The following is a 21,216-nucleotide window of genomic DNA, read 5'->3' on the forward strand; positions in this document are numbered from 1 at the left end:
CCCTGCCGGTTAATTTACCGTTTTCAGCCGGCTGGAACGGCAGTCTGGCGTCGAGACTTTTCGATCGCCGCAAAGCGTTTGAGAAAGGCATTCTGCGCCCAAGTCACCGAGCGCGGCGTGACGTCGAAGCGCTCGGCATTGAAGCCGCGCGGCCTGCCGAAGAACTCCGTCGCCTCTGCCGTCGAAAAACCCGCAAGCAGCGTTGCTTCGAAATAAGCGGCGATCTGATCCGCTCGCTTGATCTCCTTGCGCAGTCCCGCGTCGAGTTCGGCCGGCAGTGAAAAGCGCAGATGGATGGCGCGCTGCAGCCTGATCTCGCAATCCCTGTAGCTGCCGCCCATCACGGATTTGAACGGCGAGATCATGTCGCCGATGACATATTCCGGCGCGTCGTGCAGCAGCGCCGCCAACCGCGCGTCGGCGTCGGCATCCGGCATCAGCTCGCCGACAAGCGTTTCGACCAGCAGCGAATGCTGGGCGACCGAAAAGGCGTGATCGCCTCTGGTCTGGCCGTTCCAGCGTGCGACGCGGGCAAGGCCATGGGCAATATCGGAGATCTCGATGTCGAGCGGCGAGGGATCGAGCAGATCGAGCCGTCGGCCGGACAGCATGCGCTGCCAGGCGCGCGGCGGCGCCCCGGCGCGATCTGCAGCCATCAGGCGTCCTCCGCGCCGATGGCTTCCTGCGGAAAGCTGAATTTCGCCCAGGACGGGATAGCGAGCGACACGGCGACATCCTCCGCCAGGACCGGCAGGCCGGCGTCGAGCGCTGCCTTGACCCGGTCGATGCGGGCAATGGCAAGGCCTGTCCTGGCCGCGGTCGAGCCAAGCGTGCCGACCGGTCGCCCCTCCACGGTCAACTCTGCGCGCGAAGTGGGCAGGGTGCGTTCGGCCGAGACAATCAACACCCGACGCCTGGCAGTGCCGCGATGCTGCATGCGCGAGACGACCTCCTGGCCGACGTAGCAGCCTTTCTTGAAGCCGACACCGCCGATCTCGTCGAGCAGCACGTCATGCGGAAAAGCGTCGCCGAGTTGGTAGTCCGCACCGCTTTCGGCAATGCCATGGGCGATGCGAAAGGCTTGCCATGCGGCAAGGTCGCCGCCATCTGCGGTGTCATCATAGAAGCGCTTGACGGCAGTATCGACAAACCGCGCATCAGCAAACGGTGCTGATTCAAATTGCGAAATGGTTGAATCGCTTCCCCATGCGACGGCCACAACCGGCTGATCCAGCTTGGCAATTTCGACTTTGGCGCGCAATTTGTAGAGCGTCAGCCGTCGCATGAAATCATCGGCGGTCTCGGTACGGCATTCAAGTCGGAAAGCATTTTCGCCGGCGCGCGAGATCAGGAAGTCGAAAAGGATCTTGCCTTGCGGCGTTAGCAGCGCACCGGGCTTTGCTTCGCTGCTGCCGAGCACGTCGAGGTCGGTGGTCAGGATGTTCTGTAAAAAGTGCTCGGCATCCGGCCCGGACACGGAAACGAGTGCGCGATCTCTGAGCGAGGCAAAGGGCATGGTGGGAAAACGAGCCTGATCTTGCAAAACTATTGGTCATTACGTAAGCCGCTGGCACTTCCCCCGCAAGAGACCGGATCCGTATGGCCCCTATCTACGATCTCATCCTGACAGGCGGCACCGTGGTCAATCACGACGGCCAGGGTTTTCGCGACGTCGGCATCAATGGTGGGCGCATCGCTGCCATCAGCGACCTCCGCGAGGCGTCGGCCGGTGAGACGATCGACTGCCGTGGGCTGCACATCCTGCCGGGCGTCGTCGACAGCCAGGTGCATTTCCGCGAGCCGGGCCTGGAGCACAAGGAAGATCTGGAGACGGGCTCGCGGGCAGCGGTGCTCGGCGGCGTCACCGCCGTCTTCGAGATGCCGAACACCAATCCGCTGACCACCAGTGAGGCAACCCTTGCCGACAAGGTGCGGCGTGCCACCGGCCGCATGCATTGCGACTTTGCCTTCTGGGTCGGCGGGACCCGCGACAATGCAAAAGACGCTGGCGATCTCGAGCGGCTGCCAGGTGCGGCCGGCATAAAAGTTTTCATGGGCTCGTCCACCGGCGACCTGCTGGTCGAGGACGACGAAGGCGTTGCCTCGATCCTGAGGAACACACGCCGCCGCGCCGCCTTTCACTCCGAGGACGAGTTCCGGCTGCGCGAGCGGCTTGGCGAGCGCATCGCGGGCGATCCGTCCTCACATCCGGTGTGGCGCGACGAGATCGCTGCGTTGCGCTGCACCGAGCGCCTTGTGCGAATCGCGCGCCAGGTCCGCGCCCGGATCCATGTGCTGCACATCTCGACCGCCGAGGAGATAGGCTTCCTCGAACAGCACAAGGATGTCGCGACCTGCGAGGCGACGCCGCATCATCTGACGCTGAGCGCCGATGATTATGCGCAGTTGGGCACCCTGATCCAGATGAACCCGCCGGTGCGCGCCACGCGCCATCGCGACGGGGTCTGGTACGGCGTTGCGCAAGGCATCGTTGATGTGCTCGGCTCCGACCATGCGCCGCACACGCTGGCCGAGAAGGCAAAGCCTTATCCGGCGTCGCCGTCCGGCATGACCGGGGTGCAGACTTTGGTGCCGATCATGTTGGATCATGTCAACGCCGGCCGGCTGACGTTGCAGCGCTTTGTCGACCTGACCAGCCACGGCCCGCAGCGTATTTTCGGCATCGCCAGGAAAGGCCGTATTGCCGCCGGCTACGATGCCGATCTGACCATCGTCGATCTGAAGCGCCGCGAGACCATCGCCAACGCCCAGCAAGGCTCCAAGGTCGGCTGGACGCCTTATGACGGCAGGCAGGTGACCGGCTGGCCGGTCGGCACCATCGTTCGCGGCCGGCGCGTGATGTGGGAAGGCGAGATCGTCGCGCCGGGCCAGGGTAGGGCGGTGGAGTTTTCCGAGGCGTTGGCGGGCTAAGCTCCCTGCCTCCATAGGGGCCAGGCTAAATCACTCAATCCCCAGCGACGAAGAACGTCCATTGTCCGGTCGGCGTGATGCCGACTCGGTAGAAGATGTACGCACCGAACTGCTTCATATCGTCATAGTCGCTGGCGGTGACGATCTTGAACAGCTCGACCCGCTGCCTGGCATCGAGCTTGTCCAGCGGCAGGGCGAAGAAATAGGGCCAGACATAGAGATCCTGCGGCGTGCCGGCATCGACATGGACAAAACCGGCATTGAGCACCTCTTCCAGGATGGCGAGGATCTCCTGGCCTTCCGTGTCGCCGGAAAGGCCTTTCAGGAAGGCGATCGGGTCGCCCTCCATGTCGCCCAGCGACAATTGGGTCATCATGTCTCCCGTGCCGATCAGCGGCCGAAGCTTTTCGATGTCGCCGCTTTTGCACGCCTCGACGATCAGATCGTGCATGCGCCTGACCGGTTCCGGCAACTTGGCGAGGTCGTAGACGACTTCGGGCACAGGCGCGTCGGGATCGACATGCGGATTGGCCACGCCGCCATCATTGGCCGGCCCTATCGGTTCGGTTTGTTCCGGCTCGTCGGACGGAGTCGGCTGGCTGGCTGCAGGTGGCGTCGTGCCGAGCGGGCCGGGCATCGGCACGGTACTTCCACGCGGCGACACGTCGCCGTCGGGCGGCGGCGTGACCGGCGAGGGCAGGTCTTCGCGCTTGATCTCGCTGAGGGCGTGAGCGGGACTGCTCGCAAGAAACAGTGCAGAAGGAATCATGGCGCAGGAAGCGGTGAGCCAAATGCTGAGGACCAGGCCGTGCGGCTTGCCTGATATCGAAAAATTCACCGCCTGCTACTCCCTGGTTCCAGGCCCGTCCATGTGCCCGGATATGATGTCCGGGCGGCGCGCCGTCGTCAAAGAACCGGGGTCAGTGCCGCAGTCTTTCGGGCTCGAAGGCCCCGGCAATCACCTTTTCACGCATGCGATCGAGCAGGGCAAGCGCCGAGGTCTCGCCATTGGTGCGCAGCATTTCGCCGAATGCCGTTTCGAGGGCTGCCTCGGCGATGATTTCCGGCTCGATCCCGGCCGACAATCCTTCTGCCCAGGCTTCGCTGTGGCTTTCCACGGCGGTCAGGCGCTTTTCTTCCCTGACCAGCGCGTCGATGTCGTTGACGCCATGTTCCATTGCGATTTCCACCCTTTCAAGCGGTGATCCGTTGGACAGGGATCAAGCTTGAGTTGTCCCTTTTACACGCAGGCGCAGTAAGTATTTGTAAATACGACATTTTTTTGGTCGTCTTCTACAAATTCCGTCGCGTCCAGCAAACCTGCGTCCGATCCGATTCAAACTTAGCCGATTAGGCCGGCCAAGGGGACGGAAACCTTCAGTTTGAGTTAATTTCACATTCGCGCGCTAACGTTTCGTTAACATAGTTGCAAAAGTGCAACATCAGGTTTGCACCAAGACCTCACCCGAGGCAAGCGGAGAAGTGTCGAACGCGTCCGCCGCCCACAGCGCCGGCGGTTGATGCCGGTTTGCCGGAACGGCAGCTGCCGTCGTCAGTTTCCGTAGCGCGAAGCGATGTCGCGAGACAGCGTCTCGCCTTCCTTCATGTAGCGGCTGATGGCTTCCGTCGCCGAGGCGGTGCATTGCGTATAAGTACCGCCGAACGACCGGTAGCCGCGGTTGAAGCTGGCGATGAAGCGGGCGCGCCGCTCCGGGTTCGGATTTTCCGATGCGATCAGTTTTTCCATCTCGGCTCGCCACCGATCGCCCTTCTCGCCACACAGATTACGCAGGAAATGCAGCGAGCCGAGCACTTCCGCCAGCCGCATCAGCCCGGGCTCGAACGGTGCTTCGGCGGCAATCGCCGGGCGCGCACCGACAACCACACTGACGGCGAGGCATGCGGCGAGAAACGAAGACGTGCGGCTCATGAGTCCTTGTGCTGAAACAATTTGTCGCCTGCAAGGCGATTCTCTGGCTCAGGTCCCGCCGTCTTTGTTGGGACCGAGTAGATCGTCCGCAATTTCAAACACCGCATCGGCGAGCGGCATCGCTGTCATTTCGGCCAGCGTATAGAAAGCCGCGGTCTCGGCGTCGTCGCTGGCCACCGCCTCGCCGCCAGCATAATCGGCCCCAAACACCGTCAGCCAGTAGTCGACCGGATGCCCGTCGCCGCTGCCGTCGATGTGGATTTCCCGCAGCGGCCGATAGCTGCGCGCCTGCAATCCGGTCTCTTCCAGCAATTCGCGCCGTGCTGCCTGTTCCAGCGTCTCGCCGGCTTCGACCTTGCCGCCGGGAAAGGCATGGAGGCCTTGCGAGGGCGGCCTGGCCCGCTTGACCAGCAGCACCGTGTTCTCGCGCACGACGCAGACCGAGACTGCCGGAATGATCTTGCGTGCTTCCATGGGCTTCGGATCGCTCGATTGGCATAGCCCGTTGTGGACCGGCCGTCGGCGAACAGCTTTAGCGGTTGCGAAAGGCGGGTTCCATGGCCACTTTCACATGCCACCAATTCGAGAGCTGAATTCATGTGCGGACGCTTTGCCTTGACCGCCACTCCGGACCAGACCGCCGCCTTTCTCAGCCTGGCGGAACTTGAGGAGTTTCCGGCCCGCTACAACATCGCGCCGACGCAGCCGGTGCTGATGGCGCTCGCCGGATTGCCGCAGGCGCCGGGCTCGAACCTGCCCGACCGCCGCTCGATGCTGGTGCGCTGGGGCCTGATCCCGGCCTGGGTCAAGGATACGCGTAACTTCCCGCTGCTGTTCAACGCGCGTTCTGAGGGGGCTTCGGAAAAGGCGTCGTTTCGCGCTGCCATGCGCCATCGCCGCGCCCTGGTACCGGCTTCGGGATTCTACGAATGGCACCAAACCGGTGGCAGAAGAGGGCAGCCCTATTGGGTGCGGCCAAGGCGTGGCGGGCTTGTCGCCTTCGCCGGGCTGATTGAGACCTATGCCGAGCCGGGCGGCTCGGAAATGGACACCGGCGCCATTCTGACCGCCCACGCCAATGCCGATACTGCCCATATCCACGACCGCATCCCGGTGGTGATCCATCCCGAAGATTTCGCGCGCTGGCTGGATTGCAGCACGCTCGAGCCGCGCGATGTGGCCCATCTGCTGAGACCCGCCCAGCCCGATTTCTTCGAAGCGATCCCGGTTTCCGACCTCGTCAACAAGGTCGCCAATACCGGGCCGGAGATTCAGGAGAAGGGCGTCGTCGAGCCTGAGCCTAAGAAGGTCAGGCGCCAGAAGTCCGGCGCGAACGACAGTCAGATGAATTTATTTTAGCAAAAGCTACTATTGCTGGGTGCGCCGTGAGCGCCTCAACCTTCCCGACGGCATTCTCAGGCAGCGCGCGGCGAAACGATCTTCTGCGCCGGCTTCTTCTTCTTCGCGGTGTGCAGAAGAGCTGCGACGATTGCTGCCGGGCCGATCGCCCGGTAGTGGCTGGCGAGCGCCGGTTGCTTGGCGCGGTTGGATTCTTGCTTAGGCATTGTTCTCTTCCCTGGTAACGTCTTCATGTCTGCGTTTGCTGGCCGAATCCGACCAAATCGTGACGCTTGCTGATCTAGCCGGCGAATGTTTCATCACAGTGCCGACCTGTTTAATAAAATGTTTCAGTGGCTCAATTCCTGTGAGCCAACGATATTTTTGGCGAAGGTAGCGACTTGACGGCAACACCGGGCAAGGCGATAAAGCCGGCCATGAAAACGTCTTTCGCCATTTGTGGCATTTGCATTATCGGCTAGCCTCGCGCTGGTCCTGGACGTTTTCGCCTCATCTCCTCCCAGATTGGACAAACGCCCCGGCCAGCAGGCTGGACCCCGATTTGCGCCTCGGCGTAACCGACTCCATCCAGAGCACGATCCCAAAAGATCATGCCAAAGTAACGCACCGGGAACGCACGTATGTCTGACGCATCGAAGAGCCTGCGCCTCTACAACACGCTAACGCGGAGCAAGGAGGATTTCTTCCCGATCGATCCGCGCAACGTGCGCATGTATGTCTGCGGCCCGACGGTCTATGACTTCGCCCATATCGGCAATGCGCGGCCGGTGATCGTCTTCGACGTGCTGTTCCGCTTGCTGCGCCATCTCTACGGGCAAGCGCATGTCACTTACGTCCGCAACATTACGGACGTCGACGACAAGATCAACGCCCGCGCGCTGCGCGATTTCGGCGGCGAAATTGCATCGGGCAAGCTGTCGCTGAACGAAGCGATCAGGCGGGTCACCGAAAAGACCGCCGGTCAGTTCCACAAGGACGTTGCGGCGCTCGGTTGCCTGGAACCGACGGTCGAGCCGCGCGCCACCGAGTTCGTCGAGCCCAGGCCCGACGGCAAGGTCGACATGATCTTCTTGATTCAACGCTTGATCGAACGCGGCCATGCCTATGTCGCGGCTGGAGAAGTCCTGTTCGACACCGCTTCCATGCCGGACTACGGGCAGTTGTCGAAGCGCAATCTCGATGAGCAGCAGGCCGGCGCCCGCGTCGCCGTCGATGAGCACAAGAAGAACCCGCAGGATTTCGTGCTGTGGAAATTGTCTTCGCCCGAGGAGCCGGGCTGGGACAGCCCATGGGGCAGGGGTCGGCCGGGCTGGCACATCGAGTGCTCGGCGATGTCGGCCGCCTATCTCGGCGAGGTGTTCGACATCCATGGCGGTGGTCTCGACCTGATCTTTCCGCACCACGAGAACGAGATCGCGCAATCGCGTTGCGCCCACGGCACCGAAACGATGGCCAAGGTGTGGATGCACAATGGTTTCCTGCAGGTCGAGGGCCAGAAGATGTCCAAGAGCCTGGGCAATTTCTATTCGATCACCGAATTGCTGGAGACGGATACCTTTGGCGGCCGCAAATGGCCGGGCGAGGTGCTCAGGCTGGCGATGCTGATGACGCACTATCGCGAGCCGATCGACTTTTCCGTGCGCAAGCTGGAAGAGGCGGAGAATACGCTGCGCAAATGGAAGCGGGCGGCCGATCTGGCGCCGCCGACGGCAAAGCCGGTGCCGGCGGGTGTGATCGAAGCGCTGTCGGATGACCTTGCCACCTATGCCGCATTCCAGTTGCTGACGCAGTTGGCTGGTGATGCTGTTGATTTCAACGCAGGTAGCGGCAACGCAGCCGCCGAAGACAACGATACTGCCGCTTCACTGAAGGCATCGCTTCTGTTCCTCGGCTTCGACATCGCAACAGCCAAGGTGGATGAAGACGCCATTGCCAAGGCGATCGCCAAACGCCTCGCGCTGATCGCCGCCAAGAACTGGGCCGAGGCCGACCGCATCCGCGACGAGTTGCTGACGCAAGGCATCCAGTTGAAGGACGGCAAGGACCCCGTCACCGGCGAACGCATCACCACCTGGGAGGTAAAAAGATGATCGATCATCTCGGCATCACCGTTTCGGATTTCGACGCGTCGAAGGCTTTTTACGACAAGGCGATGGCGCCGCTCGGCGCCTCGCTGCTTTACATGGTGCCGCAGGAATATACCGGCGGCGCCAAGGTCGGCGGCTACGGCCGCGACCGGCCGGTGTTTTGGCTGCATGCCGGCAAGGACAAGCCGAAGGATCATCAGCATGTCGCTTTCACCGCGCGCAGCCGCGCCGAGGTCGATGCCTTTCACGCCGCGGCGATCGCCGCCGGCGGCAAGGACAACGGCGGACCTGGCCTGCGCCCGCACTACCATCCGAACTATTATGGCGCCTTTGTTTTCGATCCCGACGGCAACAATGTCGAGGCGGTTTGCCATGCCCCGGAGTAGTGCGCGATGAGCCTCGACAACAGACCGGTCTATACAGGCGGCTGCCAGTGCGGCGCGGTGCGCTTCCGCGTCGAAGGAACTCTCGGCGATGCTTCCGTATGCCATTGCCGCATGTGCCAGAAGGCGAGCGGCAATTTCTACCTGCCGCTGGTCTCGGTGCGCGGCGCAAGGCTGGACTGGACGCGCGGTGAGCCCAAACGCTTCCGCTCGTCCAACGCGGCTTTGCGCGGTTTCTGCGCCGAATGCGGCACGCCGCTGACCTTCGAAGCGCCCGACGGGGTGGCCCTCGCCATCGCCACATTCGACCACCCCGAGGAGATCGCCCCGACCATCCAATGGGGTGTCGAAGCCAAGCTCCCGTACGTGGATCACGTCCACGAATTGCCAGGTGAGGAAACGATGGCCGACGTCTCGTCGGCCTCCTATCTCGCCGATCTCGTCTCCTACCAACATCCCGACCACGACACCGAACAATGGCCGCCGGAGGAAAAATCATGACCGAAACCGTTCGTACCGGCGGCTGCCAGTGCGGCGCCGTGCGCTTCCGCATCCACGGGGCGCTCGGCCGTCCGTCCATTTGTCATTGCCGCATGTGCCAGAAACAGTTCGGGTCGTTTTTCGGCGCGCTGGTGACAGTGCCGAGCGACGGCGTCGAATGGGTGCGCGAGGAGCCGAGTTACTTTCAGTCGTCGGTCAACATCGATCGCGGCTTCTGCGCCCGCTGCGGCACACCGCTGACCTACCGCCAGCCCGGCGCGCTGGAGATCGCCATCGGCGCCTTCGACGACCGTTCCGATCTGGCGCCGCAGATCCAGGTTAACTACGCCGCCAGGCTGCCTTGGGTCGAGACGATCTTCGACGCGCCGATCCATGACGACCCGGATTTCTACGCGCGACAGGAATCCATCATCTCCTTCCAGCATCCCGATCACGAGACGGCCAACTGGCCGCAGCAGGGCCTGAAATTATGAGCAGCGAATTCCGTACCCTCTATCCCGAGATCGAGGCTTTCGAGTCCGGCATGCTCGACGTTGGCGATGGCCATCAGGTCTATTGGGAGCGCTCCGGCACCAGAGGGGCCAAGCCGGCTGTCTTCCTGCATGGTGGGCCGGGCGGCACCATTTCGCCAAAGCACCGGCGGCTGTTCGATCCGAAGCTGTACGATGTCATCCTGTTCGACCAGCGCGGCTGCGGAAAATCGACGCCCAATGCCTCGCTTGAAGCCAACACCACCTGGCACCTGGTCGCCGACATCGAGCGCCTGCGAAAAATGTGCGGCTTCGACAAATGGCTGGTGTTTGGCGGTTCGTGGGGTTCGACGCTGGCGCTTGCCTATGCCGAGACCCACCCCGAGCGGGTCAGCGAACTGGTCGTGCGCGGCATCTACACGCTGACCCGCGCCGAACTCGAATGGTACTACCAGTTCGGCGTGTCGGAGATGTTCCCCGACAAGTGGGAGCGGTTTCTGGCGCCGATCCCGGAGGCCGAGCGCGGCGACATGATGGCCGCCTACCGCAAACGGCTGGTCGGCAGCGATCCTATGGCGCAGGTCGAGGCCGCCCGCGCCTGGAGCCTGTGGGAGGGCGAGACGATCACGCTGCTGCCGGAACCGGAAACCAGCGGTCCCTTCGGCCAGGATGATTATGCCCTGGCTTTCGCCCGCATCGAGAACCACTATTTCGTCCATGCCGGCTGGCTGGAAGAGGGACAGCTGCTGCGCGATGCATGGAAGCTTAAGGATATCCCGGGTACCATCGTTCACGGCCGCTACGACATGCCGTGCCCGGCGCGTTACGCCTGGGCGCTGCACAAGGCGTGGCCGAAAGCGGATTTCCATCTGATCGAAGGCGCCGGCCACGCCTATTCGGAGCCGGGCATCCTCGACAGGCTGATCCGCGCAACGGACATGTTTGCCGGGAAATGACCATGGCTCGCGAGCGCCTTTATCTGTTCGACACCACGCTGCGCGATGGTCAGCAGACGCCGGGTGTCGACTTCTCCGTCGAGGACAAGATCGCCATCGCCAAACTGCTCGACGAGTTCGGCATCGACTATGTCGAGGGCGGCTACCCCGGCGCCAATCCAACCGACACCGCCTTCTTTGCCGAGCGCCGCACGGCCGATGCCAAGTTCGTTGCCTTTGGCATGACCAAACGGGCAGGAGTGTCGATCTCGAACGATCCTGGGCTTGCCGCGCTGGTCCAGTCGAAGTCGGACGCCATCTGCTTCGTCGCCAAGAGTTGGGACTACCATGTCCGCGTCGCGCTCGGCTGCACCAATGAGGAGAACCTCGAGGCGATCAAGGCCTCGGTCGAGGCGGCGCTCACTGCCGGCAAGGAGGCGATGGTCGACTGCGAGCATTTCTTCGACGGCTTCAAGGCCAATCCAGATTATGCGCTGGCCTGCGCCAGGACGGCCTACGATGCCGGCGCGCGCTGGGTGGTGCTGTGCGACACCAATGGCGGCACGCAGCCCTCCGAGGTGCGCGCCATCGTCGAAAAGGTGATCGCCGCCGGCATACCGGGCGACCATCTCGGCATCCACGCCCATGACGACACCGGCCAGGCGGTGGCGAATTCGCTTGCCGCCGTGGAGGCCGGCGTGCGCCAGATCCAGGGCACGCTGAATGGCATCGGCGAGCGCTGCGGCAACGCCAACCTGATCTCGATCGTGCCGACATTGGCGTTGAAGCCGGCCTTTTCGGGCCGCTTTGCTACAGGCATTTCGGCAGAGGCGTTGACCGGTATATCGCGCCTGTCCCGCGCCTTCGACGAGTTGCTGAACCGCGCGCCCGAAGCGCAAGCGCCCTATGTCGGCGCCTCCGCTTTCGCCACCAAGGCCGGCATCCATGCCTCGGCGCTGGCCAAGGAGCCGGCGACCTACGAGCATGTGCCGCCAGAGACTGTCGGCAACCGCCGCCGCGTCATGGTTTCGGACCAGGGCGGCAAGGCCAATTTCCTGGCCGAGCTGAAACGGCGTGGCATCGACATGCCCCGGGACGACCATCGCCTCGACGCGCTGATCGCCGTGGTCAAGGAGCGCGAGGCCGAGGGCTATGCCTACGAAGGTGCCGACGCCAGCTTTGAGCTTTTGGCGCGCAAGATGCTGCACGGCCTGCCGGAATTCTTCCGCGTCACTTCGTTCCGCTGCATGGTCGAGCGCCGCTTCGACGCCAACGGCCAGCTGAAGACGGTCTCGGAGGCGATCGTGAAAGTGCTGGTGGAGGGCGAGGAGAAGATGTCGGTGGCCGAAGGCCACGGCCCGGTCAACGCGCTCGACATTGCGCTGCGCAAGGATCTCGGCAAATTCCAGAGCGAGATCGCCGATCTCGAACTGGCCGACTTCAAGGTGCGTATCCTCAACGGCGGCACCGAGGCGATCACCCGCGTGCTGATTGAATCGCATGACGGCACCGGTGCGCGCTGGTGGACGGTCGGCGTCTCCGAAAACATCATCGATGCTTCCTTCCAGGCGCTGATGGATTCGATCGTCTATAAGCTGATGAAGAACCGCGACATGGCGGGCTTGGCGGCGGCGGAGTAAGAAATGGGCTTTTCGATAAGCTGGCTGGGCTTTCGCGGTTACGGGATAAAGGAAGCTGCGGCGTTGTTCGGGCGCGAGATTGGCGATCCATCGGAGATTTTCGAAGCGCCTGTGAACGCCTATGCCAGCGAAAAGAACTGGGCGATCATCATCCTCGATCCCTGCAGCTTTCCGAACCCGCCTCAGCAATATCTGGCCGCGATTTCGCAAGAGCGGGAAATCGTGATCGCGCACATAGAAGAGCATATAATGTTCGCGCGCGCCGAGCTCTGGCGCGACGGAAGGAACATCTGGAAAGTCTGGCACAGCGGCGACAAGACCGTGCGGGACTTGCATGTCACGGGTGATCTCCCCGCGTCTTTCGAAGCGCTGAAGCAACAGTGTTTTTCAAAGCAGGATGAAGAAGATAGCAAAGGTACAGAGGTCGATCTTGTTTTTGACCTTCCCCTCGATCTTGCGGCGGAACTGACGGGCTTTAGGCACGATGAAGGTTCGCCCCGACAACGTCTTTTTCGAACTCAAGGAGAAGCCTGCTCCGCCTTGAGACCGTGTCGTGCCGGGCCTGCAATCACTCTCGCAGACAGCGGCAATTGTTCGACGTTTAGCGGTCGTGTTGAACCATCAGCAAGACTCCATTGATCCATCAGCAATTTGCGATGGTTTTGGGCAAGCCGCTGGCGCATAGCCTTGGGCCATGACTACCCAAGCACTTCACATCGAGGCCGACACCAAAGCTCGTCGCGGCTTCCTGCTGGCGCTCGGCGCCTACCTGCTTTGGGGGCTGCTGCCCTTCTACATGAAGGCTGTCGCGCATCTGCCGCTGGCCGAAGTTATCGCCCACCGCATCGTCTGGTCGGTGCCGATCGCGGCCGCTGTCCTGGTCTGGGCCGGTCGCACTGCCGATTTCAAAGCGGCAGTTCGTTCGCCGCGCATCATTTCGATGGCGGTGCTGACGGCGGCGCTGATCTCGGTCAACTGGGGCATCTATGTCTGGGCGATCGCGGTCGACCGCACCATCGAGACCGCGCTCGGCTACTACATCAACCCGCTGGTCAGCGTCGTTGTCGGCGCGCTGCTCCTCGGCGAGCGGCTCGACCGCCTGCAGATCGCGGCGGTGGTGCTGGCGGCAATCGCGGTCGCGGTGCTGACCATCGACGCCGGCAAACTGCCCTGGGTGTCGCTGGTGCTAGCCTTTTCCTTTGCCGCCTATGGCTTCTTCCGCAAGACGCTGCCAATCGGCCCGAGCCAGGGCTTCCTGCTTGAAGTGCTGCTGCTGTCGGTGCCGGCACTCGGCTACATCATCTTCCTGATCGCCACAGGACAGGATCATTTCGTCTCCAGCTCGCTGAACGACACCGCCTTGCTGATCGGCTGCGGTCCGGTCACCGCCGTGCCTCTGCTGTTGTTTGCGTTCGGCGCCAGGCTGCTGCGCCTCTCCACCATCGGCATCATGCAATATATCGCGCCGACGATCGTCTTTTTGATCGCGGTGCTGATTTTCGGTGAACCCTTCGGCAGTGTTCAGGCCATAGCCTTCGGGCTGATCTGGGCGGCACTGGCGATGTACTCCTGGTCGATGTTTTCTTCGGCGCGCAAGACCGTTTCCGCATCAGCTCGAGCCGCGTAACGAAGAAAGGCGGCTGGCCGGTCTTAATGCCGGCAGCCGCGTCTTTCACGAGCGCTCAGCGCTTCGGCCCGAAGCCGGGATATGGCTGCAGCGGCACGACGGCGGCAATATCCATCATGCCGGCCTTGACCAGCGGTAAAGTTGCAAGATGGTGGCGCACATCGGCATCGCTGCCGGCTTCGAACATCATGCCGCTGCCGGGAATGTCGCCCCGATTCCACACCTGACGCACGGCGCCTTCGGCATAGAGCGTGCGGCGCTGCTCGGCCTCGCCAGGCAGCAGCGGCGCGAAATCGGCGTCGGTGAACTTTTCGGTGTTGCGCGCAAGAAGGGCAAAGAACTGCATCGGAATCTCCTGATGTTGGCCGTTGGAATGGCGGAAATATTCGCTTCTGCTGGCCAGACAGTCCAAGACTGATTAGGCTAAATTTGAGACCTCACGGGACTTGAGCATCGAAGCAACAATGTTCGACCTGCGCCAGCTCCGCTATTTCATCACGGTGGCCGAAACCGGCAACGTCGGGCGTGCCGCCGAATTGCTGCACATCTCGCAGTCGCCGCTCAGCCGTCAGATCATTCAGCTGGAGGAGCAGGTGGGCGTCGCACTGTTCGAGAGGGCGAGGCAGCGTGTTCATCTCAATGCCGAGGGCCGCGCTTTTCTTGCCGAGGCGCGTGCGCTGCTGGCCCATGCAAGACGGCTCGAGGAGCTCGGCCGCAATCTCGCCAGCGGTACGGTCGGCCGTCTCGCCATCGGCTATGTGGAAGGTGCGGTCCATGCCGGGCTTGTCGCTCGGATGCTGCGCCAGTTTCGCCGCGACCGGCCCGAATTTCATCTTCAACTGAAGGGTCAGCGTTCCGCCGCCCAGATCGAAGCGCTGCGCGAACGATCGCTCGATCTGGGCCTTGTCTACACGCCTCCTTCTGCCGATGATCCCGACATCGTCGCCATGCTCATCATGCGCGAGCCGCTGGTTCTGGCGATGCCGGAAGGCGATCCATTGGCAGAAATCGTAGAGATACTGCCGCAGCAACTGGACGGCCGTACCTGGATCACGGTGGTGCGCCAGCCTGACGACACCAACCGCAGCCAATTTCTCGCCGCCTGCGCGAAGGCCGGTTTCCTGCCCGACATAGCCTATGAGACGACCGATCCGTTGACGTCGTTGGGCTTGGTCAGCGCCGGGCTTGGGCTGGCGACGGTGCAGGCCAGCCTGCGGAGTGCCGCGCCGCCTCAGATCGTGTTTCGCGATCTGCCGTGGTTCGAACGCACCGTCTCGATCCATCTCGCCTGGCGGCGTCAGGACAAGCGTGCGGTCATCGGAGACTTGAGGAAGGCAGTAGGGAAGGAGTGAATAGAGTGAATAGTGAATAGTGAATAGACAGGCGCCGGTTTGGAAAGTCTTCACCATTCACCATTCACCATTCACTCTACATCTTATCAATCACCGACTGCACGCCCTCCGTCGGTGCATCGACGGAGGATCCCGCCACCATGATAGCGGCGACGATTGCTTCCGGATCCTCGACCACCAGCGGCTTGACCCGTTGCGCCGTGTGGATGAAGCCCTCCGTTGCCATGTGGTCGAGCAACGCCAGCATCGGATCCCAGAACCCGCCGACGTTGCCGAAGACGATCGGCTTGCGGTGATGGCCGAGCTGTGCCCAAGTCATGATCTCGACGATCTCCTCGACGGTGCCGATGCCGCCGGGCAACGCCACAAAGGCGTCGGATTTCTCGAACATCCTGTGCTTGCGCTGGTGCATGTTGTCGGTGACGACGAGCTCGTCGAGCCGGTTAAGCGCGGTTTCGGTCGCCTCCCTGTTGATCAGAAAACGCGGAATTATGCCGGTTACCTTGCCACCGGCCTTTAATGCCCCTTCAGCGACGGCACCCATGATACCTTTAGTGCCGCCGCCATAAATCAGACGCAGGCCGGACTTGGCGATCGAGCGGCCAAGCAGGTGTCCGGCCTTGATATAGGTTTCATCTCGGCCCGGGGACGAGCCGCAATAGACGCAGACAGATCGAATCGTGTTCATGTTATGATTGGTGATAGGGACTATTGGCATGGTCAAGCCCTGGGGCGGGCTTTTTCTTGTCGGCTTTGGTAAAACAGGCTAGACCGAAATTAGGTGGCTAAGGGGCAGGGAAACATGGCAATTAATCCATTGAAGGCGTTTTTGTTCGCGGCTGGCGGCTCTGTCGCCGCGGCGGGAACCGCCTATGTATCGGGCGCGCTCGACCCGTATCTCAATTCTACCCGGCCTGCGGAGGTCGCGGCGCTGACGCCGCCGGCTTCGAAACCGGCCACTCCGGCGACCGAGGGCCGCCTGCCGCCTGCGCCCGCCGCGTCCACCGATGCCGCAGCGCCCGCCGCGCCGGCCACAGCAGGTGCAATCGTGCCGACCTTCGACATCGTGCGCGTCGAAAGCAACGGCTCGATCGTCGTCGCCGGCAATGCGGCGCCCAACGCCAAGGTAGAGATTCTTAACGGTTCGGCTGTGCTCGGCTCGACGGTCGCCGGCCCTGACGGCGCCTTTGCCATTATTCTCGACGATCCGCTGAAGCCCGGCGACTATACGATCACGCTGCGCTCTACGGCTGGCAATGTCGTGACCGCCTCGGCGCAGACCGCCGTCGTTTCGATCCCCCAGAATTCCACCGGCCAGGTGCTGGCAATGGTCGAGGAGCCGGGCAAGCCGTCCGAACTGCTCACTGTTCCGGCCCCTCAGGCGAGATCTGACGCCTCGCCGCCTGTCGGCGAACAGGCGGCCGTTCAGCCACCCGCCACCGGCACCGAATTGCCGGCTGCCGCAGCGCCGGCGCCAGCCGCCCCGGCGGCTGATGTTCCAGCAGCGCCTGCTCCTGCCGCGCCGGCCGCTGTTGAAGGCGCGCCGGCTCCGGCAGCACCCGCCACACCGGCAGCGCCCGCTACTCCCGCGGTGGAGCCGAAGATCGTCGTCGAAGCCGTCGAAATCGACGGCAACAAGATTTTCGTTGCCGGCCTCGCCGATCCCGGCCGCAAGGTGCGTGCCTATGCCAACGATATCCTGCTCGGTGACGCGAAGACCTCGCCCGACCGCCACTTCCTGGTCGAAGCGACACGCGACATCCCGGTCGGCACCTACACCATCCACGTCGATGCGCTCGACGCCGACGGCGTGACGGTGGTGGCCCGTGCGGCTGTGCCGTTCGAGCGCGAGCCAGGTGAGGCGGTTGCGGCCGTGGCGCCGGCCGAGCAGAAGCCTGCCGGGGTAAAACAAGCCGAGCCGAATGCTCCGGCGACCGAAGCCGCACCGGCAACGGCCGCCGAAACGCCCGCAACTGCCCCCACTCCTACAACCGAGGCCCCGGCCGAAATGGCTGTCGCAACGCCTCCGGGCGAAACTCCCGAGACCGTGGCGCCAAAGCTCGAACATGCCGATGGCGCAGTCATCATCCGCCGCCATGACACGCTGTGGCGGATTTCGCGGCGGGTCTATGGCCAGGGCATGCGCTACTCGACCATCTATCTCGCCAACCAGGACCAGATCAGCAATCCGAACCGCATCTGGCCGGGGCAGGTGTTCAAGGTGCCGCAGAAATCGAAGGAAGGCGAGCCCGCCGATCTCAAGGCAATGGGCGACCAGATGACGACGGCGCCAGTCAAGACCGAGTAGCCGTTCTGCCCATCAGGATAGCTTGCGGCAGGGCCAGTCATCGTTTATCGCCGATGGACGATGACCGAATCCCCCCTCGTAACGGACCGAAGCCGCGCGGCAGATGAACGCGCGCCAGCCAACTGCACGCCGGCCAACTGCACGCCGGATAGCCGCGCTGTCGCTGTCCGGCTCGCGGCCCTTTCGCATCCAGCGCGGATCGAAATTCTCAAACACCTTTCCGCAAGCCGTTCCTGCTGCTGTCGCGAGGTCGTCGAGCATCTCGACCTGGCGCAGTCCACCGTTTCCCAGCATTTGAAGATCCTGGTCGAGGCCGGGCTGATCCGCTTCGAGCCTGACCGCCAGCGCTCGCGCTATGAGCTCGACCGCGCCGCGCTCGCCGATGTTTCGGCATCGCTGGCCGCGCTGGTCGATTCCTGCTGCTCCGGCCGCTAAAATCATAAAGGTAAACAAGAATGGCCGAGAAAACCGTTTCCGCAGATTCCGGCTCGACCTTCAGAACGTTGCGCAATCTCTGGCCCTATATGTGGCCGGCCGACCGCGCCGACCTGAGGGCGCGCGTGGTGTGGGCAACCGTACTGCTGGTTGTCGCCAAGCTGACCCTGGTGGCCGGACCCTATTTCTTCAAATGGGCGACCGACGCACTGGCCGGCGATAGCAAATCGCCGCCGCCGCTGCCGGCTCTGCTGCTGGCGCCGGTCATGCTGGTCGTCGCCTACAATGCCGTGCGGCTGGTGCAGCTCGGCTTCAACCAGTTACGCGACGCCCTGTTTGCACGGGTCGGCCAGCATGCGGTGCGCCGGCTCGCCTTCCGCACCTTCGTGCACATGCACGAACTGTCGCTGCGCTTCCACCTCGAACGGCGCACCGGCGGACTGTCGCGCGTCATCGAGCGCGGCACCAAGGGCATCGAGACGATCGTCCGCTTCACCATGCTGGCGACGGCGCCGACAATCGTCGAATTCGCGCTCACCGCCGGCATCTTCGCCGTTACCTATGGCTGGCTATACGTCTTGGTGATCGCGGTCACGGTCTGGCTCTATGTCTGGTTCACCGTCAGGGCGAGCGATTGGCGTATTTCGATCCGCCGTGAGATGAACGAAAGCGACAATGAAGCCAGCACGAAGGCGATCGACTCGCTGCTCAACTACGAAACAGTCAAATATTTCAATAACGAAGCCATGGAGGCCGAGCGGTTCGACCGGTCCACGGCGCGCTATGAGTTGGCGGCGACCAGGACCTGGACTTCGCTTGGCTGGCTGAACTTCGGCCAAGGTGTGATCTTCGGTATCGGCATGACCGTCGTCATGGTGATGTCGGCGCTCGAGGTGAAGGCGGGCACACAGAGCGTCGGCGATTTCGTCTTCGTCAACGCCATGCTCATGCAGCTTTCGGTGCCGCTGAATTTCATCGGCATGATCTACCGCGAAATTCGCCAGGGCCTGACCGACATCGAAAACATGTTCGATCTGCTCGACGTCAAGCGTGAGATCGTCGATCGGCCGGGCGCCAAGCCGCTGGTCGTCGATGCCGGCAGGGTCGAGTTCCGCGACGTACATTTTTCCTACGACCCCAACCGCAAGATCCTGAAGGGCATCAGCTTCGAGGTGCCAGCCGGCAAGACGGTGGCCATCGTCGGCCCCTCGGGAGCCGGCAAGTCGACCATTTCGCGGCTTTTGTTTCGCTTCTACGACATCCAGCGCGGCAAGATTCTGATCGACGGCCAGGACATTCGCGACGTGACGCAGGAGAGCTTGCGCGCTGCCATCGGCATGGTGCCGCAGGACACGGTGCTGTTTAACGACACCATCGCCTACAACATCCGCTACGGCCGCGTCGGCGCCAGCGAGGAGGATGTGCGCAAGGCGGCAGAACTGGCCCAGATCGGACCGTTCATCGAGCGGCTGCCCGACGGCTATCGCTCAATGGTCGGCGAGCGCGGATTAAAACTGTCCGGTGGCGAGAAGCAGCGGGTGGCGATTGCCCGCACCATTTTGAAGGCACCGCCGATCCTGATGCTCGACGAGGCGACCTCGGCGCTGGACAGCCACACCGAGCAGGAGATCCAGGCGGCACTCGACCTGGTCAGCCAGGGCCGCACCACCCTCGTCATCGCCCATCGGCTGTCCACAGTGATTTCGGCCGACGAGATCATCGTCCTGCAGGATGGCCAGATCGCCGAGCGCGGCACCCATGTCGCCTTGATAGCCAAGCGCGGCCTTTATGCATCGATGTGGGACCGCCAGCGCGAGGCAAGCGAGGCCGAGGAGCGGCTGCGCATCGCCCGCGAAAGCGACGAGTTCGGCGTCGTCGTCCGCCGCCGCACCTCGGAGGTGAGCTGAAAATTCGTGCTTGACCTCAACTTAAGTTGAGATCGTAGGCCGTTTTGGATCGCAGCAAGATGCGTCGTTCAAAAACGGAGGCAATCGATATGAATGCGATAAATCAGGCAGTTAGTGGCGGCAGTGTATTCCGGGTGGACAAGTTTGTCGTTCCGGCCAACGCCCGCGAGGAGATTCTTGCCAAGGTCCGGATGACGCATGATTTGCTGCGCCAGCAGCAAGGGTTCGTCCAGGATTTCCTGCTTGAGCAATTCTCGGGGCCGGGCGAGTTCAACCTCGTGACCATTGTCGAATGGGAAGGGCAGGCCGCCGTCGACAAGGTCGTGCCGATCATCAAGGCCGCGCATGAGCGCAGCGGCTTCAATCCTCAGGAGATCATCGCGCGACTTGGCGTCAAGGCCGATATTGCCAACTATCAGCGGATTCCCGGGATGTAAGCTCTCTACGGCCAGCCGGCGCCCGGCGCAGTAGCGTCGACGCTGAGCACTTGGCCGGTACGGGCATCGCTGATCATATGTTCGAAGCCGCGCCATTCGGCGGCCACGATGAACAGCGTTTTTCCCTCGCTGCCGCCGAGCATGCAGGCAAAACAGCCGCGATCGACGTCGACGCTTTCGAGCATCGCGCCGCCCTCGCGCACCCGCACGCAATGCCGGTTCGGAACGTCGGCGTACCAGGCCGCACCTTCGGCATCGAGGCAGATGCCGTCGGGAAAACCGTTGCCGAGATTGGCCCAGATCCTGCGGTTGGAAAGGCCACCATCGGCAGCGATGTCGAAGGCGGTCAGCCGGTTTGCGTGGGACTCGGCAACGACCAGCGTCTTGTTGTCAGGCGTCACCGCCATGCCATTGGCGAAGGCGAGGTTCTCAGCCACCTGCTGAACCGAGCCGTCAGGCGCGACCAGCACGATGGCGCCGGGGCCGAAATGCTGGCCGGGACCCGGAGCGGGCCCACCGCCATTGACATAGATGTTGCCGCGTCCATCGACGACGATCTCGTTCCACGGGCCCTTTGATAGTTGTCTCAGATCGGCATGGGTGACCAATGTCCCGTCTGCCTCCTGCCTGAGGATCAGCCCTTCGCGGCCGGACACGACAAGCAGGCGCCCGTCCGGAAGCCAGTCAATGGAATAGGGCAGGGTGGCCGGCACGGTGAGCACGATCTCGCTGTTGCCTAGGGCGTCAACGGCGATGATCTGGCCTGTGCCCCAGTTGCAGAACCACAGCCGGCCATCGTGCCAGCGCGGTGACTCGCCGAAGGCCAAGCCGTTCATCACCACTTGCACTTGCCTAGCTGCTGATTTCTGCATGGGCCGAGAACCTCCGGGTTTGCGCAAATCGTCATGGCCGAA

The 21,216-nt window shown here is 62.8% G+C and carries 25 protein-coding genes; 15 read left to right on the top strand and 10 right to left on the bottom strand.

All coding sequences use genetic code 11. From position 1 onward, the window contains the following. Positions 1–23: 23 nt before the first annotated feature. Positions 24–656 carry an HD domain-containing protein gene (locus NKJ91_RS02915; RefSeq protein WP_023677753.1) on the bottom strand — a complete coding sequence of 211 codons (633 nt, stop codon included), beginning with the start codon at positions 654–656 and terminating at the stop codon, positions 24–26. Next, complete coding sequence (gene ygfZ / locus NKJ91_RS02920) at positions 656–1,516, bottom strand: CAF17-like 4Fe-4S cluster assembly/insertion protein YgfZ (protein ID WP_023677752.1); 861 nt, start codon at positions 1,514–1,516, stop codon at positions 656–658. The genes NKJ91_RS02915 and ygfZ overlap by 1 nt, the downstream gene beginning before the upstream one ends. Positions 1,517–1,599: 83 nt before the next feature. On the opposite strand from ygfZ, the gene NKJ91_RS02925 reads away from it, so the two are divergent. Further along, a complete protein-coding gene (locus tag NKJ91_RS02925; RefSeq protein ID WP_023677751.1) occupies positions 1,600–2,931 on the top strand; it encodes a dihydroorotase in 1,332 nt (443 codons plus the stop codon). Positions 2,932–2,965: 34 nt separating this feature from the next. Here NKJ91_RS02925 and NKJ91_RS02930 read toward each other — a convergent pair whose 3' ends face one another. The 4 genes from NKJ91_RS02930 to NKJ91_RS02945 form a co-directional block, all read right to left on the bottom strand. Continuing rightward, entirely contained in the window at positions 2,966–3,769 is an 804-nt protein-coding gene (locus NKJ91_RS02930) for a hypothetical protein (RefSeq protein ID WP_023677750.1), read from the bottom strand. An 82-nt stretch (positions 3,770–3,851) separates the two neighbouring features. Continuing rightward, positions 3,852–4,109 (bottom strand): hypothetical protein, encoded by a 258-nt coding sequence (locus tag NKJ91_RS02935; RefSeq protein ID WP_023677749.1) that lies wholly within the window; start codon positions 4,107–4,109, stop codon positions 3,852–3,854. 374 nt (positions 4,110–4,483) lie between these two features. After that, a complete protein-coding gene (locus tag NKJ91_RS02940; protein ID WP_023677748.1) occupies positions 4,484–4,861 on the bottom strand; it encodes a TIGR02301 family protein in 378 nt (125 codons plus the stop codon). A gap of 48 nt (positions 4,862–4,909) precedes the next feature. Continuing rightward, on the bottom strand, positions 4,910–5,335 hold the full coding sequence (locus NKJ91_RS02945) for an NUDIX hydrolase (RefSeq protein WP_023677747.1): 426 nt from the start codon (positions 5,333–5,335) through the stop codon (positions 4,910–4,912). 123 nt (positions 5,336–5,458) lie between these two features. Between NKJ91_RS02945 and NKJ91_RS02950 the strand changes: the two genes are divergently transcribed. Continuing rightward, entirely contained in the window at positions 5,459–6,220 is a 762-nt protein-coding gene (locus tag NKJ91_RS02950) for an SOS response-associated peptidase (RefSeq protein WP_023677746.1), read from the top strand. Positions 6,221–6,276: 56 nt separating this feature from the next. Here the strand turns inward: NKJ91_RS02950 and NKJ91_RS02955 are convergent, their stop codons facing one another. After that, on the bottom strand, positions 6,277–6,426 hold the full coding sequence (locus tag NKJ91_RS02955) for a hypothetical protein (protein WP_023677745.1): 150 nt from the start codon (positions 6,424–6,426) through the stop codon (positions 6,277–6,279). Positions 6,427–6,840: 414 nt separating this feature from the next. On the opposite strand from NKJ91_RS02955, the gene cysS reads away from it, so the two are divergent. Genes cysS through rarD form a run of 8 tightly spaced genes read left to right on the top strand, consistent with a single transcriptional unit; the run spans position 6,841 to position 13,863 of the window. Next, entirely contained in the window at positions 6,841–8,310 is a 1,470-nt protein-coding gene (gene cysS, locus NKJ91_RS02960) for a cysteine--tRNA ligase (RefSeq protein WP_352454381.1), read from the top strand. Continuing rightward, positions 8,307–8,693, top strand: a complete 387-nt coding sequence (locus NKJ91_RS02965; protein ID WP_352454382.1) for a VOC family protein — start codon at positions 8,307–8,309, stop codon at positions 8,691–8,693. The genes cysS and NKJ91_RS02965 overlap by 4 nt, the downstream gene beginning before the upstream one ends. A gap of 6 nt (positions 8,694–8,699) precedes the next feature. Beyond that, positions 8,700–9,191: a GFA family protein gene (locus NKJ91_RS02970; RefSeq protein WP_352454383.1), complete on the top strand. Its 492-nt coding sequence runs from the start codon at positions 8,700–8,702 to the stop codon at positions 9,189–9,191. Continuing rightward, entirely contained in the window at positions 9,188–9,664 is a 477-nt protein-coding gene (locus NKJ91_RS02975; protein ID WP_352448982.1) for a GFA family protein, read from the top strand. The genes NKJ91_RS02970 and NKJ91_RS02975 overlap by 4 nt, the downstream gene beginning before the upstream one ends. Then, positions 9,661–10,617, top strand: coding sequence for a prolyl aminopeptidase (gene pip / locus NKJ91_RS02980; RefSeq protein WP_352454384.1), 957 nt, complete (start codon positions 9,661–9,663; stop codon positions 10,615–10,617). Before NKJ91_RS02975 ends, pip begins: the two co-directional genes overlap by 4 nt. After that, positions 10,614–12,236, top strand: coding sequence for a citramalate synthase (gene cimA, locus NKJ91_RS02985; RefSeq protein ID WP_352454385.1), 1,623 nt, complete (start codon positions 10,614–10,616; stop codon positions 12,234–12,236). Before pip ends, cimA begins: the two co-directional genes overlap by 4 nt. 3 nt (positions 12,237–12,239) lie before the next feature. Beyond that, entirely contained in the window at positions 12,240–12,875 is a 636-nt protein-coding gene (locus NKJ91_RS02990; protein ID WP_352454386.1) for a hypothetical protein, read from the top strand. A 55-nt stretch (positions 12,876–12,930) separates the two neighbouring features. Continuing rightward, positions 12,931–13,863: an EamA family transporter RarD gene (gene rarD / locus NKJ91_RS02995; protein ID WP_023677738.1), complete on the top strand. Its 933-nt coding sequence runs from the start codon at positions 12,931–12,933 to the stop codon at positions 13,861–13,863. Between the two features lie 55 nt (positions 13,864–13,918). On the opposite strand, the gene NKJ91_RS03000 is transcribed toward rarD, so the two are convergent. After that, positions 13,919–14,209, bottom strand: coding sequence for a muconolactone Delta-isomerase family protein (locus tag NKJ91_RS03000; RefSeq protein WP_352448978.1), 291 nt, complete (start codon positions 14,207–14,209; stop codon positions 13,919–13,921). 100 nt (positions 14,210–14,309) lie between these two features. Here NKJ91_RS03000 and NKJ91_RS03005 point away from each other — a divergent pair, with 100 nt between their 5' ends. After that, entirely contained in the window at positions 14,310–15,215 is a 906-nt protein-coding gene (locus NKJ91_RS03005) for a LysR family transcriptional regulator (protein ID WP_352454387.1), read from the top strand. A 76-nt stretch (positions 15,216–15,291) separates the two neighbouring features. Here NKJ91_RS03005 and NKJ91_RS03010 read toward each other — a convergent pair whose 3' ends face one another. Continuing rightward, positions 15,292–15,903: an LOG family protein gene (locus NKJ91_RS03010; protein ID WP_352454388.1), complete on the bottom strand. Its 612-nt coding sequence runs from the start codon at positions 15,901–15,903 to the stop codon at positions 15,292–15,294. A 114-nt stretch (positions 15,904–16,017) separates the two neighbouring features. Between NKJ91_RS03010 and NKJ91_RS03015 the strand changes: the two genes are divergently transcribed. From NKJ91_RS03015 to NKJ91_RS03030, 4 genes are all read left to right on the top strand, one after another. Then, on the top strand, positions 16,018–17,523 hold the full coding sequence (locus NKJ91_RS03015) for a LysM peptidoglycan-binding domain-containing protein (protein ID WP_352454389.1): 1,506 nt from the start codon (positions 16,018–16,020) through the stop codon (positions 17,521–17,523). 60 nt (positions 17,524–17,583) lie between these two features. Continuing rightward, positions 17,584–17,958: an ArsR/SmtB family transcription factor gene (locus NKJ91_RS03020; protein ID WP_023677733.1), complete on the top strand. Its 375-nt coding sequence runs from the start codon at positions 17,584–17,586 to the stop codon at positions 17,956–17,958. Between the two features lie 20 nt (positions 17,959–17,978). Then, positions 17,979–19,865, top strand: coding sequence for an ABCB family ABC transporter ATP-binding protein/permease (locus tag NKJ91_RS03025; protein ID WP_023677732.1), 1,887 nt, complete (start codon positions 17,979–17,981; stop codon positions 19,863–19,865). Positions 19,866–19,954: 89 nt separating this feature from the next. After that, positions 19,955–20,302 carry an antibiotic biosynthesis monooxygenase gene (locus NKJ91_RS03030; protein WP_352454429.1) on the top strand — a complete coding sequence of 116 codons (348 nt, stop codon included), beginning with the start codon at positions 19,955–19,957 and terminating at the stop codon, positions 20,300–20,302. A 5-nt stretch (positions 20,303–20,307) separates the two neighbouring features. Here the strand turns inward: NKJ91_RS03030 and NKJ91_RS03035 are convergent, their stop codons facing one another. Continuing rightward, positions 20,308–21,174: an SMP-30/gluconolactonase/LRE family protein gene (locus tag NKJ91_RS03035; protein ID WP_352454390.1), complete on the bottom strand. Its 867-nt coding sequence runs from the start codon at positions 21,172–21,174 to the stop codon at positions 20,308–20,310. Between the last annotated feature and the right edge of the window lie 42 nt (positions 21,175–21,216).

Origin of the sequence: Mesorhizobium sp. M0040 (genome assembly GCF_040323505.1) — a bacterium.
In the GTDB taxonomy this organism is placed as follows: Bacteria; Pseudomonadota; Alphaproteobacteria; order Rhizobiales; family Rhizobiaceae; genus Mesorhizobium.

Coding starts and splice junctions, on each gene's coding strand:
- NKJ91_RS03025 (WP_023677732.1), top strand. CDS start 17,979: ATGGCCGAGAAAACCGTTTCCGCAGATTCCGGCTCGACCTTCAGAACG.
- NKJ91_RS03000 (WP_352448978.1), bottom strand. CDS start 14,209: ATGCAGTTCTTTGCCCTTCTTGCGCGCAACACCGAAAAGTTCACCGAC.
- NKJ91_RS02940 (WP_023677748.1), bottom strand. CDS start 4,861: ATGAGCCGCACGTCTTCGTTTCTCGCCGCATGCCTCGCCGTCAGTGTG.
- NKJ91_RS03015 (WP_352454389.1), top strand. CDS start 16,018: ATGGCAATTAATCCATTGAAGGCGTTTTTGTTCGCGGCTGGCGGCTCT.
- NKJ91_RS02925 (WP_023677751.1), top strand. CDS start 1,600: ATGGCCCCTATCTACGATCTCATCCTGACAGGCGGCACCGTGGTCAAT.
- ygfZ (WP_023677752.1), bottom strand. CDS start 1,516: ATGCCCTTTGCCTCGCTCAGAGATCGCGCACTCGTTTCCGTGTCCGGG.
- NKJ91_RS02935 (WP_023677749.1), bottom strand. CDS start 4,109: ATGGAACATGGCGTCAACGACATCGACGCGCTGGTCAGGGAAGAAAAG.
- NKJ91_RS03035 (WP_352454390.1), bottom strand. CDS start 21,174: ATGCAGAAATCAGCAGCTAGGCAAGTGCAAGTGGTGATGAACGGCTTG.
- NKJ91_RS02945 (WP_023677747.1), bottom strand. CDS start 5,335: ATGGAAGCACGCAAGATCATTCCGGCAGTCTCGGTCTGCGTCGTGCGC.
- NKJ91_RS02955 (WP_023677745.1), bottom strand. CDS start 6,426: ATGCCTAAGCAAGAATCCAACCGCGCCAAGCAACCGGCGCTCGCCAGC.
- NKJ91_RS03020 (WP_023677733.1), top strand. CDS start 17,584: ATGACCGAATCCCCCCTCGTAACGGACCGAAGCCGCGCGGCAGATGAA.
- cysS (WP_352454381.1), top strand. CDS start 6,841: ATGTCTGACGCATCGAAGAGCCTGCGCCTCTACAACACGCTAACGCGG.
- NKJ91_RS02970 (WP_352454383.1), top strand. CDS start 8,700: ATGAGCCTCGACAACAGACCGGTCTATACAGGCGGCTGCCAGTGCGGC.
- NKJ91_RS03030 (WP_352454429.1), top strand. CDS start 19,955: ATGAATGCGATAAATCAGGCAGTTAGTGGCGGCAGTGTATTCCGGGTG.
- pip (WP_352454384.1), top strand. CDS start 9,661: ATGAGCAGCGAATTCCGTACCCTCTATCCCGAGATCGAGGCTTTCGAG.
- NKJ91_RS03010 (WP_352454388.1), bottom strand. CDS start 15,903: ATGAACACGATTCGATCTGTCTGCGTCTATTGCGGCTCGTCCCCGGGC.
- NKJ91_RS02915 (WP_023677753.1), bottom strand. CDS start 656: ATGGCTGCAGATCGCGCCGGGGCGCCGCCGCGCGCCTGGCAGCGCATG.
- rarD (WP_023677738.1), top strand. CDS start 12,931: ATGACTACCCAAGCACTTCACATCGAGGCCGACACCAAAGCTCGTCGC.
- NKJ91_RS02990 (WP_352454386.1), top strand. CDS start 12,240: ATGGGCTTTTCGATAAGCTGGCTGGGCTTTCGCGGTTACGGGATAAAG.
- NKJ91_RS02950 (WP_023677746.1), top strand. CDS start 5,459: ATGTGCGGACGCTTTGCCTTGACCGCCACTCCGGACCAGACCGCCGCC.
- cimA (WP_352454385.1), top strand. CDS start 10,614: ATGACCATGGCTCGCGAGCGCCTTTATCTGTTCGACACCACGCTGCGC.
- NKJ91_RS02965 (WP_352454382.1), top strand. CDS start 8,307: ATGATCGATCATCTCGGCATCACCGTTTCGGATTTCGACGCGTCGAAG.
- NKJ91_RS02975 (WP_352448982.1), top strand. CDS start 9,188: ATGACCGAAACCGTTCGTACCGGCGGCTGCCAGTGCGGCGCCGTGCGC.